The sequence below is a fragment of the Pantoea sp. R102 genome (genome assembly GCF_004916815.1).
Taxonomy (GTDB): Bacteria; Pseudomonadota; Gammaproteobacteria; order Enterobacterales; family Enterobacteriaceae; genus Pantoea; species Pantoea dispersa.
Genome location: NZ_SDFT01000181.1, coordinates 1 through 15,177, shown reverse-complemented (window position 1 = coordinate 15,177; position 15,177 = coordinate 1). Strand labels below are relative to the sequence as shown.

Genomic DNA, 15,177 nt, shown 5'->3' with positions numbered 1-15,177 from the left:
AGGGTGCGCATTTATGCGCACCGTCATCATCAGGTCGCGCTGGCCTGACCGACCGGCATTACGCCATGGCTGGCGCCCCACTTTTACCGGGTCGCCAGTAACACCGCGACTTGCCGCACATCCGCCACGTTATCCAGCGTCAGGCACAGCGTTTCCAGCTGCTGCACCTGTGCCGCCGGCAAGACGCGCGCGGCGAGGCTGCGGTATTTGGCGTGCAGCGCCGCGTCGCTCAGCGGATTCGCCGGCGATCCGGACGGCACCGCGACGTGCTGCTGCCACTGCTGTGCGCTGCGCATCCAGGCGGCACAGCCGCCGGCGTCGACCACGGCCTGCTCCAGCGCGTGTCCCTGCCAGCGTGCCACCACCGCCGCCAGCGATGACCGATCGGCGTGCTCGCCCAGCACGCTTGCCATGGCGGCGCGATGATGCGGTGCGTTGGTGTGCAGGCGGATCCAGCCATCCTCGCACGGATAGTCACCGGCCAGCGCGTCCCACTTGTCGGCTGGCGGACGGTTTAGCGGCGTCAGGCTGTGCTGAAACCAGCGCGAGGCCAGCCGGACGTTGACGCTGACCGGGGCCGGACGCTCCAGCAGATCGCTCAGCGCCTGGCTGGCGAGGCCGATGCTGGTGGCGGCGAGTTCGCTAACGGCAAAAGCCGAGGGGAAGCTGTCGGTCTGAAGAAAGTGGATCGTCGGCGCGTGTTCCGCACCCCGCAATCCCTGCCACAGTTGCTGCCACAATGCGGCAGCGCGTTGAGAATCCATGCTAAACCTCCGGAAAACACGCGAGCTTCAAGCATAGCAGAGTGGATTAGCGGCGGCGCAGACGCGGAAAGCGGGCATGCATGCGCAGGTTACGCAGGTTAATCACCGCAATCGTCGTCCCCAGCACCACCAGCGACGCACCCAGAATTTTGAAGCTGTTCATGCTGTCGCCCAGCACCAGCACGCCCATCAGTACCGCCAGCACCGGCGTCAGCAGCGAGTAGGGCATGATCAGGTTGACGTTATATTTTTTCAGCAGTGCATACCACAGCGTGTAGGCGACAATCGACGAGGCGAGGGCGCTGTACAGGATGCCAAACCAGCCGCGCCAGCCGGCGTGGCTCAGCGCGGTAAACTGCTGCGATTCAGTCAGCCACGAGGCCGCGCCGACAATCGGCACCGCAAGGAAGGAGATCCAGCCGGTCAGCGTCAGCGGTTTAATCGGCGGCGACTTTTTCACAATCATGTTGCTCACCGCCCAGCCGGTGGCGCTGCACAGCAGAATACACAGCACCCACCACGCCGGAATTGTCGGGCTGCCGGAGAGCACCACCACCCCGGCCAGCGAGATGGCGATACCGCACAGCTGCACCAGCCGCAGTTTCTCCTTCAGCACCACCATCGCCAGCAACATGGCAATCGGCGTACCCAGCTGGACCACAATGGCGCCGGTGCCGGCATCGGTATAGCGCATGCCGACAAACAGCAGCGAAAAGTGCATGAAGCCAAAGGTAAACGCCAGCGTCAGCAGCCACGGCAGCTGGGCGCGCGTGATGCGGCAAAACGGCACCAGCACGATGGCCACCACGACAAAGCGCATCCAGGTGAGAAACAGCGGCGGAAGCTCCAGCAATCCCCATTTCACCGCCACGTTATTGAAGGCCCAGATGCAAACTACCATCAGAACCAGAAAAAAATGCCGCACCGCCACGCTGCTGTCCTTGGTTTGAGAAAGGTTGTCACCGTCTAATGATGGCACGAAGGCGATCGGTTAGCGCAGGCGGGCGGTGCTTTTTTTCGCGCTGGCATGAGCTTATGCCAGAAAAATACAGGACAAGGCGCAAAATTACTGTCAGAGTGGATGTCCGAAACACGATCATTTGAGGACCGTATTCGGCATGACACAGACCCGCACCTTACCCCTTGCTTTAATTCAACTCGAAACGCCGCCGCCGCAGGTGGTGGCAAAAATTGGTGAACAACCGCAGTGGTTTATTGCAGCCCTGGCGCTACAGCCGGATGATTATGTCATTGTGCGGCCGCATCTCGGGGAAGAGCTGCCGGCTTTCTCTGGCATCAGCGGCGCGGTTCTTAGCGGTTCGTGGGCGATGGTGACCGATCACGCCGACTGGAGCGAACGCACCGCCGCCTGGATTCGTGCGGCCATCGACGCGCAACTGCCGCTGCTCGGCGTTTGCTATGGTCATCAGCTGATGGCCTATGCGCTGGGCGGGAAAGTGGGTGATAACCCGAACGGCTGGGAGCGCGGGCTGAAAACCCTGACGCGCACCCCGCACCGCGATCCGTGGCTGGCACAGTTGCCAGAGGCTTTCCCGGCGTGGTTGTCGCACCGGCAGTCGGTGCTGGTACCGCCGCCGCAGGCACAGGTGCTGGCGCGTTCAGCGCTGGATGGTTGCCAGATTCTGCGCTATTCGCCGCAGGCGCTGTCAGTGCAGTTCCATCCGGAGTTCGACCATAACATCATGACCGCCTGTCTGCCTTCCGGCGTCAGCGATGATGGCGCGCAGCTGTCAGGCGAAGACTGGGCGCGCGAGCTGCTGCAGCGTTTCTGGCAGCAAACGCGCCCGCAGGCGCAGGCTCAGGGCGCGTAATGCCGCGTGCAGCGATAAACCCAGGCGGGTGGCATATTTTTCAGCACCCGCTGGCGCTGCCAGGTGAAGTAGCGTGACAGGCTGGGCTGGGTCAGCGAGGTGTACTGAAACTGGACAAACACGCCGCGCGGTCCCAGTCCTTCATGTACCGCGCTGAGAATGGCGTCGCGTGTTGCGGGCGGCAGCGACAGCAGCGGCAGGCCGGAAAAAATCACGTCGTACTCCCCGGACAGATACTCTGCGGAGCAGGCGCGCACCTGCATGCGCGCATCGTTCCAGCGGCGTAACCCTTTTACCAGTTCGGGACTGATTTCAAACACATCCAGCTGCGCCTGCGGTGCCATATGTGCCAGCAGATGACGGGTCAGCACGCCGTCGCCGGCGCCCAGCTCGGCAATGCGCAGGCTGTGCTCCCAGTTGACCGTTTCACACATGGCGCGACACAGGGCAGCTGAAGAGGGCGTGATGCTGCCCATTTTGCGCGGATTGCGGATAAATTGCTGAACGAAGTTCGCTTTGGCGCGCATTACCATCAGGGCTGAAGCCAGCATCTTGTTCTCCTGTTCACGGGTCTGCTTCATATTGACCGCACAAATCGCACATGTTCCGCTTTTCATCACGCTTATGGCCAAACTCGGAATTATCTGTCTGCGACAGGCGCAGGTTATGGCGTGACGGCAGGGCAGTTTCTTAATGCCCTCTTTTCCTTCGATGCGGTCACAGTTTCCCGCTGAGCGATCTGACAGGCTGGCATTGTTCGCTCAATGTTAATAACAAGTTTAAATGTTGTTAATCGCCACTCTGTCCCGCAAGGAGAAACACCATGCGTTACGCTGCTCCGGGAGAAACCGGTTCTCTCATCCACCTGCAATCGCGTTATGGCAACTTCATCAACGGCGAATTTGTTCCGCCGGTAAACGGTAACTATTTTGTTAACACCACGCCGATCAACGGCTCGACCATCGGCGAATTCCCGCGCTCGGATAAAAAGGATATCGACAACGCCGTCGCCGCCGCACAGGCTGCTGCGGACGCATGGGGCAAAACCTCGCCGCAGGCGCGTTCGCTGCTGCTGCTGAAAATTGCCGACCGGCTGGAAGCCAATCTGGAAGCCATCGCGGTCAATGAAACCTGGGATAACGGTAAGCCGGTGCGTGAAACCCTGGCGGCTGATTTACCGCTGGCGGTTGACCACTTCCGCTACTTTGCCGGCTGCGTGCGCGCCCAGGAAGGCACCGCGGCAGAGATTGACGAGTTCACCGCCGCCTACCACTTTCATGAGCCGCTTGGGGTCGTCGGACAAATTATCCCGTGGAACTTCCCGCTGCTGATGGCGGCGTGGAAACTGGCGCCGGCGCTGGGTGCCGGTAACTGCGTGGTGCTGAAGCCCGCTGAACAGACGCCGCTCTCCATTACCCTGTTGATGGAGCTGATTAAAGACCTGGTGCCGCCGGGCGTGATTAACGTGGTGCACGGCTACGGCAAAGAGGCCGGCGAGGCGCTGGCTTCGCATCCGGGTATCGCCAAAATCGCCTTTACCGGATCGACCGCCACCGGCGGCCACATTCTTGAGCTGGCGGCAAAAAGCCTGATCCCGTCCACCGTCGAGCTGGGCGGCAAGTCGCCCAACATTTTCTTCGAAGACATCATGCAGGCGGAGGAGAGCTTCATCGAAAAAGCAGCCGAAGGCGTGGTGCTGGGCTTCCTTAATCAGGGCGAAGTCTGTACCTGCCCGTCACGCGCGCTGGTGCAGGAGTCGATTTTTGAGCCGTTTATGGCGGCGGTGATGAAGCGCATTCAGACCATTAAGCGTGGCGATCCGCTCGACACTGAGACCATGATCGGCGCGCAGGCGTCGCAGCAGCAGTTCGACAAAATTCTCTCTTACCTGGAGATTGCTCAGCAGGAGGGCGCGCAGGTGCTGCACGGCGGCGGGGTGGAGAAAATCGGTGAGGCGTTTGCCAGCGGTTACTACATACAGCCGACGCTGCTGAAAGGTGATAACAGCATGCGCGTCTTCCAGGAGGAGATTTTCGGACCGGTGGTCGGCGTGCTGACCTTTAAAGACGAAGCGGAAGCGATTGCCATCGCCAACGATTCGATTTACGGCCTCGGTGCGGGCGTGTGGACGCGCGATATTAACCGTGCTTACCGCGTAGGTCGCGCGATCAAAGCCGGTCGCGTCTGGACCAACTGCTATCACCTCTATCCGGCGCACGCCGCGTTTGGCGGCTATAAAAAATCCGGTATTGGCCGTGAAACCCACAAAATGATGCTCGATCACTATCAGCAGACCAAAAATTTGCTGGTCAGCTACAGCACGCAACCTCTCGGCTTTTTCTGATTTAACCGGCAGCGGTGCGCGCCGCTGCCGCCTTCATGGCAACGTCACACAGCCCTGTCACAGTGCTGACAGAAAAAACAGATTATTCCCCCTGTTATTAAGACGCGTCTTGTCGATATTAAGAGACGTGAGTTTATACAGTAACGCACCGTTTTTAAGGAGAGAAGATGAACACCCTGTACCACTTTCAGGAGCAGCACGACGAAGTGCTGGATGCGGTCGAAGAGAATATCATTACCGTAAATCTGCCGGGCCGCCAGGCGATCTACGTGATTGGCCAGAACGACGACGATGCCGATCTGTTGCTGGACGTGCAGCTGCGCGGTGTGTGAGCGCCGCAGGGGCTGGCAGACAAAAAAATCCGCAGCTTTTACGCCGCGGATTTTTTTATTGCAGGCCGGCTTATTTCACGCAGGCAGCACACTGGTTGTGGATTTGCTGGAAGAAGTCATTGCCTTTGTCATCCACCAGGATGAACGCCGGGAAGTTCTCCACTTCAATTTTCCAGATCGCTTCCATGCCCAGTTCGGCATACTCCACGCATTCCAGACTCTTAATGCTTTGCTGCGCCAGCACCGCCGCCGGGCCGCCAATACTGCCCAGATAGAAGCCGCCGTGTTTATGGCAGGCATCAGTCACCTGCTGGCTGCGGTTACCTTTGGCCAGCATCACCATGCTGCCGCCGTTAGCCTGCAGCAGATCGACGTAGGAGTCCATGCGGCCGGCGGTGGTCGGACCGAGTGAACCGGACGCGTAACCTTCCGGCGTTTTCGCCGGGCCTGCATAGTACACCGGGTGATCTTTGATGTACTGCGGCAGACCTTCGCCGTTGTCGATGCGCTCTTTCAGTTTGGCGTGCGCAATATCACGCGCCACGATGATGGTGCCGTTCAGCGACAGACGTGTTGCCACCGGGTAAGCGGAGAGCTGGGCGAGGATCTCGCTCATCGGGCGATTGAGATCGACGCTGACCACTTCGCCTTCGCCCTGCTGACGCAGCGCTTCCGGGATATAGCGGCCTGGGTTGTCTTCCAGCTTCTCGATCCAGATGCCTTCGCGGTTAATTTTGGCTTTGATGTTGCGGTCAGCCGAGCAGGAAACGCCCATGCCCACCGGGCAGGATGCGCCGTGACGCGGCAGACGCACCACGCGGATATCGTGAGCAAAATACTTACCGCCAAACTGCGCGCCGAGGCCGAGTTTCTGCGAGGCTTCCAGCAGTTCCTGTTCCAGCTGCACGTCACGGAACGCCTGACCGTGTTCGTTACCTTCGGTCGGCAGCGAATCGTAATAGTGGGTTGACGCCAGTTTCACGGTTTTCAGCGTGCTCTCAGCGGAAGTGCCGCCGATGACAAACGCAATGTGGTACGGCGGACAGGCCGCCGTGCCGAGCGACATCATTTTATCGATCAGGTAGTTTTTCAGCTTCGCTGGTGTGATCAGCGCTTTGGTTTCCTGATACAGATAAGTTTTGTTAGCAGAACCGCCACCTTTGGCGATGCACAGGAATTTGTATTCGTCGCCGTCAACGCTGTAGAGATCGATCTGCGCCGGCAGGTTGGTGCCGGTGTTGACCTCTTTGTACATATCGAGCGGCGCGTTCTGCGAGTAGCGCAGGTTATCTTCGATAAAGGTGTTGTAAACGCCCTGAGACAGCGCGGCTTCATCGCCGCCGCCGGTCCAGACGCGCTGGCCTTTTTTACCCATGATGATGGCGGTGCCGGTGTCCTGGCAGGTCGGCAGCACGCCCTTGGCGGCGATTTCTGAGTTACGCAGGAACTGCAGCGCCACGTATTTGTCGTTCTGGCTGGCTTCATCGTCCGCCAGAATCGACGCCACCTGCTGCTGATGTGACGCGCGCAGCATGAAAGAGGCATCGTGGAACGCCTGCTGCGCCAGCAGCGTCAGCGCTTTCGGGTCGACTTTCAGGACTTCTTCACCGTCAAAGTTGGCCACCGAAACATGGTCGCGGCTCAGCAGATAGTACTCGGTATCATCTTTGGCGAGAGGAAAGGGATTCTGGTAGTAGAAGGGTTTGTTCGACATGTTGGCTCACTTAGCTTCGTGTTGCCCGCCAGCATGACGGGCGACAAATTAGGCGATCTGTTATTCGATTTTCTCTCGCCAGTCCGCGGCAAGAGCTGACTGGCGAGTATCATACCACTTTAACGTTGTCACGCGGCTGCGTTTTTAACATCAAAGCAACATCATCAGAACATCATCACCATCCACGGGTAGGCAATGACCATCAGCGCCACCAGGAACAGGGCACCAAAGATGGTACCGAGACGCCAGTAGTCTTTGGTTGGCAGGTAGCCGCTACCGTAGTAAATCGGGCTTGGGCCCGTGCCGTATGGGGTGATAATGCCCATCACACCCAGTGAGGTACACATCATCAGGCAGAACACCGGCATGTTGATGCCTGGAATCGACGCGGCGATGGTCAGCATGGCAGGCAGCAGGGCGGTGGTGTGCGCCGTGGTGCTGGCGAACAGATAGTGCAGCAGGTAGAAGGCGACCAGCAGTACCACCGCGGAAACCTGCGGGTCGTAGCCGTGCAGCAGCAGCGCACCCTCTTTACCCAGCCAGGCGATGAAGCCCACGCGCGCCAGACCATCAGCCAGTGCGACCAGCGTGGCAAACCAGGCGAAGGTGTTCCAGGCGGCTTTGTTGCTGGTGATGTCGTTCCAGTTCAGCACGCCGGTCCACAGCATCAGCACGATAACCAGCAGGGCGGCCATCGCCGGTTCAATCCACGCAGTGGCGAAGATCCACATCATCAGCGCAGCGACCACGAACACCAGCAGCAGAATTTCATTGCGCGACAGCGGACCCAGTTTCTCCAGCTCGGCTTTAGCCCAGCGTGGCACTTCGTCATTCACTTTCACTTCTGGTGGATAGAGCCAGTAAGCCAGCAGCGGCATGGTGAGAATCAGCAGGATACCCAGCGGCAGGAAGGCGAGGAACCACATGCCCCACGAGATATCAAAGCCAACCACGCTTTTTACCAGCGCCAGCGCCAGCAGGTTAGGAGCCAGCGCGGAGAGGAACATTGAACTGGTGATACAGGCGGCGGTGATAGCAACCCACATCAGGTAAGAACCAATTTTGCGTGCGCTTGGGTCGTTAGGTTTAGAACCGTACAGCGGCGGCAGGTTGGCAATGATGGGATAGATCGTCCCGCCGCTGCGCGCGGTGTTGGATGGCGTAAACGGTGCCAGCAGCAGGTCGGCAAAGGTGATGGCATAGCCGAGCGTCAGGCTGCGACGGCCGAGATATTTCACCAGAATCAGCGCCAGGCGGCGACCGAACTGGGTTTTATCGTAGCCAGCGGCAAACATGAAGGCGCCGAAAATCAGCCATACGGTGGAGTTGCCGAAGCCGCTCACCGCCCATTTAAACGCCTGTCCGGCCGTTTTGAACTTCGGATCGGCCAGTTCTGCCGGGCTGAACAGCACGTACTGGCTGAACAGCGCGATGATCACCACGCCGGTCAGGCCGATGACCGCGCCCGGCAGCGGTTCGAAGATCAGGCCGACAATCACCCCGACGAAGATGGCGAAGAAGTGCCATGCATACGGCTCCAGCCCGGCAGGGGTAGGTACCAGCAGCAACAGCACGGCAACCACGATCGGCAGGCACAACATGACGAGCCGGTTCTTTTTCCCCGGTGCGGCAGGTGGCGCCTTTAGGGGTTCACTCTGGGTTGTTTGTGTATTCATAGTTTTGGTCTGCAAGTTATGGGAATGCGATTGACGGCCCGGTCGGGTTGATTTTTTTAGTTACGAAACGCTTGTAGCAGATCAACCGGGACGTTTTAAAGTGTCTTTTACATGAATCTTCGTTATTGCAATTTTGCTTCGCGAATTATCAATTGAATGACGCTATGATGCGATTAATTAAAATATCTATTTTGATCTGGATCAATAAATTTATTAGCGGTTTTTTTGTTTTAACGTTTTGCGCCGTAATAAATGAACCAACAGGTGTAAAATATGTGTTAAAAGTGAACGGAACGGCAAAAATACCGCCAGAATCAGGCGAAAGGTGCTTTTTATCTCTTTGATATTACGTTATTTGTTTTAAATGTAAGGAAAAAGTTGATTTCTGTCAAGTATTGGTTAAAACTTAGCGGAGCGCGGATTTCAGCAATGAGCAATAAAAAGTATTTTCACGCGTAAAACTTATATAACTAACATTCTGGGTTATGTAACTAAATAAAATGTTATATTTACACCATGAAGTCGGACCACTTAAATTAATTATAAAGACCTCCGAACTGCCAAAGAATTGAATACACGATTTCTTAATTCTGGAGTTGCTCATCATGAATACGCTCACCCCGATTCTTAATCCGCTGACCTTACCGAAAGGGGCGGTGCTGAAAAACCGCCTGGTGATGGCCCCGATGACCACCTGTACCGGCTATTACGACGGCGGCGTGACCAGCGATCTCGTTGAGTATTATCGCGTGCGTGCCGGCAGCATCGGCACCGTGATCGTCGAGTGCGCCTTTATCGATAACCGCGGTCCGGCGTTCCCGGGCGCTATCGGCATCGACAGCGACAACAAAATCCCTGGCCTGGCCAGAATCGCGCATGCCATCAAGTCCCAGGGTTCCAAAGCCATTCTGCAGATTTACCACGGTGGCCGCATGGTTGAGCCGGCGCTGATCGGCGGGAAAATCCCGGTCGCGCCCAGCGCTATCGCCGCACCGCGTGAAGGTGCCAGCACCCCGCAGGCGCTGACGGCGGAAGAAGTTGAGGTGATGATCACCAAGTTTGGTGATGCGGTGAACCGCGCCATCAAAGCCGGCTTCGACGGCGTGGAGATCCACGGCGCTAACACCTACCTGATTCAGCAGTTCTACTCGCCTAACTCTAACCAGCGCGACGACAAATGGGGCGGCAGCCGCGACAACCGCGCGCGCTTCCCGCTGGAAGTGCTGGAAATCACCCACAAAATGGCGGAGCGCTTCGCCGCAGCGGATTTCATCATCGGCTATCGCTTCTCGCCGGAAGAGCTGGAAGTGCCCGGTATCCGCTGGGACGACACGCTGTACCTGCTGGAAAAACTGGCGGCACGCGGGCTGGATTACGTGCACTTCTCCGTCGGCCAGCTGCTGCGTCCGTCGATTGTCGACACTCAGGATCCGACGCCTTTAATCAGCAAATACATTGAACAGCGCTCGGCAACGCTGGCGAAAGTGCCGGTGATTGGCGTTGGCGGCGTGGTGAACAAAGAGGATGCCGAACTGGCGCTGGCCTCGGGCTTCGATCTGGTGGCAATTGGTAAAGCCTGTATTGCCTATCCGGACTGGGCCGATCGCATCATCAAAAACGAGCACATGGATCTGTACATCGACAGCACCAAACGCGAAGCGCTGACCATTCCGGAACCGCTGTGGCGCTTCTCGCTGGTGGATGCGATGATCCGTGACGTCAGCGATGGCCATCGTAAGTACAAAGCCGGCGTTTACCAGGCGAAAGTGGAAGCCGAAGCGCTGAAGCTGAAAATCAACGTAACGCTCGACACCGACCGTATCACCGACATTTCGCTGGTGCCGGATCCTAACCTCGACGTCGATTTCACCAGCACCTTTGAAAGCCTGCGTGAACGTATTCTGGTGGCGAACAGCCCGCACGTCGATGCCATCACCGGCGCTACCACGCAGAGTGAGGCGCTGAAGAAAGCGGTATCGCGCGCGCTGACCACCTCCAGCAAAGAGTATGTGATTGAAGAGGGCGGTAACCCGAATGCGCCGGTCAACTACGATGTGGTGGTGGTCGGTACCGGCGGTGCCGGTCTGGCGGCGGCGATTCAGGCACACGATGACGGCGCGCGCGTGGTGATCATTGAGAAGATGCCCACCATTGGCGGTAACACCATCAAAGCCTCGGTGGGGATGAACGCGGCGGAAACCCGTTATCAGAAACTGAAAGGTATCGAAGACAGCAAAGAGCTGTTCTACGAGGAAACGCTGAAAGGCGGCAAATTCAAAAACAACCCGGTGCTGCTGCGTGAGTTCGTTGAGCGTGCGCCAGAAGCCATTGAGTGGCTGGCGGCGAAAGACATTGAGCTGAGCGATATCACCATCACCGGCGGCATGAGCATTGACCGTACGCACCGTCCGGAAGATCGCTCGGCGGTGGGCGGCTTCCTGATTAGCGGCCTGGTGAAAAACGTTAACCAGCGCAACATCGAAGTGCTGCTGGAAACCTCAGTGGCCGAGATCCTGTTTGAAAACGGTGCGGTGACCGGCGTGAAAGTAGTCGATGAGTACAACGACAGCCGCATCCTGAATGCGAAAAGCGTGATTGTGGCCACCGGTGGCTTCAGCGCCAACCGCGAGATGGTGGTGAAATACCGTCCGGAGCTGGATGGTTTCGTCACCACCAACCACAAAGGCGCCACCGGTAGCGGTATCGCCATGCTGCAGAAAATTGGCGCCGAGACCGTCGACATGGGTGAAATCCAGATTCACCCAACCGTTGAGCAGACCACCTCGTACCTGATTTCCGAAGCGATGCGCGGCGGCGGGGCGATTCTGGTCAGCCAGGCCGGTAAGCGTTTCTACAATGAAATGGAAACCCGTGACAAAGTTTCTGCCGAGATTATCGCGCTGCCGGAAAAAAGCGCGTGGATCGTGTTCGATGAGCAGGTACGTGCCAACAACAAAGCGGCGGACGAATACATCGCCAAAGGCTTTGTGATTAGCGCGCCAACGCCACACGAGCTGGCGGTGAAACTCAACATGGATCAGGAAACGCTGCAAAGCACGCTGGGCCGTTACAATGAGTTTGTGATTAACCAGAAAGACGAAGACTTTGGCCGTGCCACCGCGCTGCGTCATCCGCTCAATCAGGGGCCGTTCTTCGCGATTCGTATCGCACCGGGCGTGCATCACACCATGGGCGGCGTGACCATCAACACCGAGACTGCGGTGCTTGACGCGCAGAAACAGGTGATTCCTGGTGCCTGGGCGGCGGGTGAAGTGGTCGGCGGCATCCACGGTGCGAACCGCATCGGCGGTAACGCCGTCGCCGATATCATTATCTTTGGTATCAAAGCGGGCCGTAATGCCGCTAAACTGGCGTTAGGTAACTAAGCTATCACGATGCCCGCGCCCTGCGGGCATCGTTCTCTTGCGGGGCCACAATGACAAGCGACGCTGGCGTCCATTCCTATTCTGCCGTCCTCATGGGTTCGCCCATTCTGCTCAAACTGTTCGAAGACAATCCCACGCTGGCCAGCCAGGTCTTTCGCCTGATCAAACAGCAGGAAAACCTGTTTACCGTCAACCGCGCCGAATCTGAAGTGATGGCCATTAATCAGGCCGCCGGACGCCATCCGGTGGTGGTGAGCGCGCCGGTTTTTGCGCTGATTAGCGTGGCGCACGCGGTGAGCATCCTGCCGGACAGCGCGTTTAACTTCACTATCGGTCCGGTGGTGAAACGCTGGAAGATTGGTTTTCAGGGGCGTGAAGTGCCGCCCGCAGCGGAGATTGAGACGCTGCTGCGCCTGACCGATCCACATCAGGTGGTACTGGATGCCGAACAGCACTCGGTGTTTCTGCCGCTGCCGGGCATGGAGATCGATCTGGGCGCCATTGCGAAAGGCTACATCGCCGATGTGGTGCAGGCATTTCTGCGTCAGCAGGGTGTTGCGCAGGCGCTGATTAATCTCGGTGGCAATGTGCAGACGCTGGGCAGCCCGCCGCATCAGCCGCAGGGCTGGGGTATCGGGCTCAAAAAACCGTTTGGCCGGGACGATGAGCTGCTGGGTACGCTGCAGGTGCAGGGCAAATCGGTGGTGACGTCCGGGATTTATGAGCGCTACTTTGAACGCGACGGCCGCTGCTGGCATCACATCTTTGATCCGCGCACCGGCTATCCGCTGGACAATGAGTTATTGAGCGTGACGGTGATTGCCGATCGCTCGCTGGATGGCGATATCTATACCACGCTGCTGTACGGCATGGGCGCAGAGCAGGGGCTGGCGTATCTCGCCGGCCAGCCTGATATCGACGCGGTGTTTGTCACCCGCGATCGGCAGATTATCTGCTCGCCGGCGCGCCATTTCCGCTTCAGCCAGCTGGATTTCAGCTGGCAGCTGCGTCACTGACAGTACTGCTGCAGCAGCGAATGGTACTCCGGCTGCAGGCGATAGCGATACACCGGGCGGCCGGTGGCACCGTAGTGAATGCTGGTGAATAGAATATTAATCTGCGCCAGCCAGATCAGGTATTTGCGACACGAAACGCGCGAAATGTTCACCTCTGCCGCCAGCTCGTCGGTGGAAAACTCATGGCCGGGATGGGCGTCAATCCACTGACACAGCGTGCGCAGCGTCTGCGGCGTTAAACCTTTCGGCAGCCGTTTGTTGTCGTGCTGGGTGGCCGGGCTGCCGTGCATCAGCAGATCGAGGTCCGATTGCTGATAGTAGTGCTGGTTGTCCATCAGCGACTTTTTCTGCCGCCAGCCGGTCAGCGCCTCTTCAAAACGCGGGAACTGGAACGGTTTGATCAGGTAGTCGACTACGCCGTAGTGCAGCGAGGTTTTGATGTTCTCCGCGTCGGCCGCTGACGAAATGATGATCACTTCTACTGAACTCTGCGCCTGGCGCAGCTCCGGCAGCAGATCGAGCCCGTTCTCCTGCTGCATATAGATATCCAGCAGCACCAGGTCGATCGGCGTTTCGCTATTGAACAGGAACTCGCGCGCCTGCTGCAGCGTCGCGGCGGTACCCACGCAGTGAAAGCCCGGTACCTGGCCGATAAAGCTGCGGTTCAGCTCGGCCACCATGGCGTCATCGTCGACCACTAACACGTTAATCATGCGGTTTGGTTCCTCCATCCCACGGAAGTTGGACTAAAAATTGGGTGAACACGCCGGGCTCGGACTCCACGCTGACGCTGCCGCCGAGGTGCTCCGTCTGCTGTTTCAGCAGGAACAGGCCGACCCCGCGATCCTCGCCTTTGGTAGAGAAGCCCTTGTCAAACACGGTTGCCAGATGCTGCGGCGCAATACCCGGTCCGTCATCGCTCACTTCACAGGTCAGCCAGCCGTTCTGATAGTGCAGCATGACGTGAATTTCGCCCTCGGTCTGCTCACTCATCGCATCCAGCGCATTCTCCACCAGGTTGCCGACCACGGTGATCAGCGCCGCCATCTGCTGCTCGTTGCCGCTGTCCGGCAGGTAACTGGCATCGCTGATGGTCAGACGATGGCCGCAATCAGAGGCGCGGTTAATTTTGCTGAGCAGAAAACCGGCAATCACCGGTGATTTGATCTTCTCCAGCAGGAAGCCGATTTCCGTCTGATAGTTATTAGCGGTCTTCAGAATATAGGCTTCTACCTGCGCATAATTTTTCATGTGCAGCAGGCCGAGGATCACATGCAGCTTATTCATGAACTCGTGCGAGCGCTCACGCAGGGCATCAACATAGTTTACCATGCCGGTCAGACGCTGCATCAGCTGGCTGATTTCGGTCTTGTCCCTGAAGGTGCAGACCGCGCCGATAATGCGTCCCTGACTGCGCACCGGCACGGTGTTGCTCAGCAGCAGTCGGCCATTGACGTTGAGCTCCTCATCGCGCCGTGCGCGACCGCCGTTGAGCACTTCCTGCAGATGCTGGTCGATCACCGAGGCATCATAAATGCGCGCGGTACTCACTACGCTGCTGCCCATTTTATCGCTCAGCAGCTGGCGCGCCGCCTGATTGACCAGCGTCACCTCGCCCTGATCGTCCATCGCCACCACGCCTTCCTTGACGGAGTTAAGGATCGCCTGGCGCTGCTCAAACAGGGTGGAAATTTCGTATGGCTCGAGGCCGAACAGGATACGCTTCAGCACGCGCACCAGAATGAAGGTGCCAACCGCGCCGGCAAAAGTGCCGATCAGAATGGTCCACAGAATGCTCCAGCGACTCTGGTTGATCTGGTCGGTGACCGCCTCCAGCGAGATGCCGATAGCCACCACGCCAATCTGCCGCTGCTGGGCGTCATACACCGGGGTAAACACGCGCAGCGATTTGGCCAGCGAGCCCTGATTCACGGAGACATTCTCGTTGCCGCGCAGCGCCGGTTCGATATCCGGGCCGATAAAGTGTTTGCCCACCAGCTCCGGATTACGGTGCGAGTAGCGGATGCCATCCATGTTGGTGATGCTGATAAACAGCAGATGGTTGCTCTCTTCCACCGCTTTGGCGATGGGCTGGATAGCGGCCCGATCGGGC

At 58.1% G+C, this 15,177-nt stretch carries 11 protein-coding genes and 1 pseudogene; 5 read left to right on the top strand and 7 right to left on the bottom strand.

The features are described from left to right. Window positions 1-266: 266 nt before the first annotated feature. Window positions 267-764 (bottom strand): annotated as a pseudogene (locus tag ERD80_RS17910) (acyl-CoA transferase); the annotation flags it as partial. A 46-nt stretch (window positions 765-810) separates the two neighbouring features. Beyond that, window positions 811-1,695, bottom strand: coding sequence for an EamA family transporter (locus ERD80_RS17905; protein WP_136547911.1), 885 nt, complete (start codon window positions 1,693-1,695; stop codon window positions 811-813). A 187-nt stretch (window positions 1,696-1,882) separates the two neighbouring features. On the opposite strand from ERD80_RS17905, the gene ERD80_RS17900 reads away from it, so the two are divergent. Next, the gene (locus ERD80_RS17900; protein WP_136547909.1) at window positions 1,883-2,596 is read left to right on the top strand and encodes a glutamine amidotransferase; all 714 of its coding nucleotides are present in this window, start codon (window positions 1,883-1,885) and stop codon (window positions 2,594-2,596) included. On the opposite strand, the gene ERD80_RS17895 is transcribed toward ERD80_RS17900, so the two are convergent. Then, window positions 2,584-3,147, bottom strand: coding sequence for a methyltransferase (locus ERD80_RS17895; protein WP_021506346.1), 564 nt, complete (start codon window positions 3,145-3,147; stop codon window positions 2,584-2,586). The two genes, ERD80_RS17900 and ERD80_RS17895, sit on opposite strands and share 13 nt — an antisense overlap. A gap of 272 nt (window positions 3,148-3,419) precedes the next feature. Between ERD80_RS17895 and ERD80_RS17890 the strand changes: the two genes are divergently transcribed. Both ERD80_RS17890 and ERD80_RS22550 read left to right on the top strand, forming a co-directional pair. Then, window positions 3,420-4,940, top strand: a complete 1,521-nt coding sequence (locus ERD80_RS17890) for an aldehyde dehydrogenase family protein (protein WP_088517693.1) — start codon at window positions 3,420-3,422, stop codon at window positions 4,938-4,940. A 167-nt stretch (window positions 4,941-5,107) separates the two neighbouring features. After that, complete coding sequence (locus tag ERD80_RS22550) at window positions 5,108-5,272, top strand: hypothetical protein (protein ID WP_021506344.1); 165 nt, start codon at window positions 5,108-5,110, stop codon at window positions 5,270-5,272. Window positions 5,273-5,342: 70 nt separating this feature from the next. On the opposite strand, the gene fumA is transcribed toward ERD80_RS22550, so the two are convergent. Together fumA and ERD80_RS17880 are read right to left on the bottom strand one after the other, a co-directional pair. Further along, window positions 5,343-6,986: a class I fumarate hydratase FumA gene (gene fumA / locus ERD80_RS17885; RefSeq protein ID WP_058769655.1), complete on the bottom strand. Its 1,644-nt coding sequence runs from the start codon at window positions 6,984-6,986 to the stop codon at window positions 5,343-5,345. Window positions 6,987-7,150: 164 nt separating this feature from the next. Then, on the bottom strand, window positions 7,151-8,662 hold the full coding sequence (locus ERD80_RS17880; RefSeq protein ID WP_058769656.1) for an anion permease: 1,512 nt from the start codon (window positions 8,660-8,662) through the stop codon (window positions 7,151-7,153). Between the two features lie 605 nt (window positions 8,663-9,267). On the opposite strand from ERD80_RS17880, the gene ERD80_RS17875 reads away from it, so the two are divergent. Then, complete coding sequence (locus ERD80_RS17875; protein WP_136547907.1) at window positions 9,268-12,048, top strand: flavocytochrome c; 2,781 nt, start codon at window positions 9,268-9,270, stop codon at window positions 12,046-12,048. A gap of 50 nt (window positions 12,049-12,098) precedes the next feature. Then, on the top strand, window positions 12,099-13,064 hold the full coding sequence (locus tag ERD80_RS17870) for an FAD:protein FMN transferase (RefSeq protein WP_136547905.1): 966 nt from the start codon (window positions 12,099-12,101) through the stop codon (window positions 13,062-13,064). Here the strand turns inward: ERD80_RS17870 and dcuR are convergent. Beyond that, window positions 13,058-13,777: a two-component system response regulator DcuR gene (gene dcuR / locus ERD80_RS17865; RefSeq protein ID WP_021506339.1), complete on the bottom strand. Its 720-nt coding sequence runs from the start codon at window positions 13,775-13,777 to the stop codon at window positions 13,058-13,060. The genes ERD80_RS17870 and dcuR overlap by 7 nt on opposite strands. Next, window positions 13,770-15,177, bottom strand: a 1,408-nt coding sequence (gene dcuS, locus ERD80_RS17860) for a DcuS/MalK family sensor histidine kinase (RefSeq protein ID WP_136547903.1), incomplete at its 5' end; no start/stop codon positions are given. The genes dcuS and dcuR, both read right to left, overlap by 8 nt.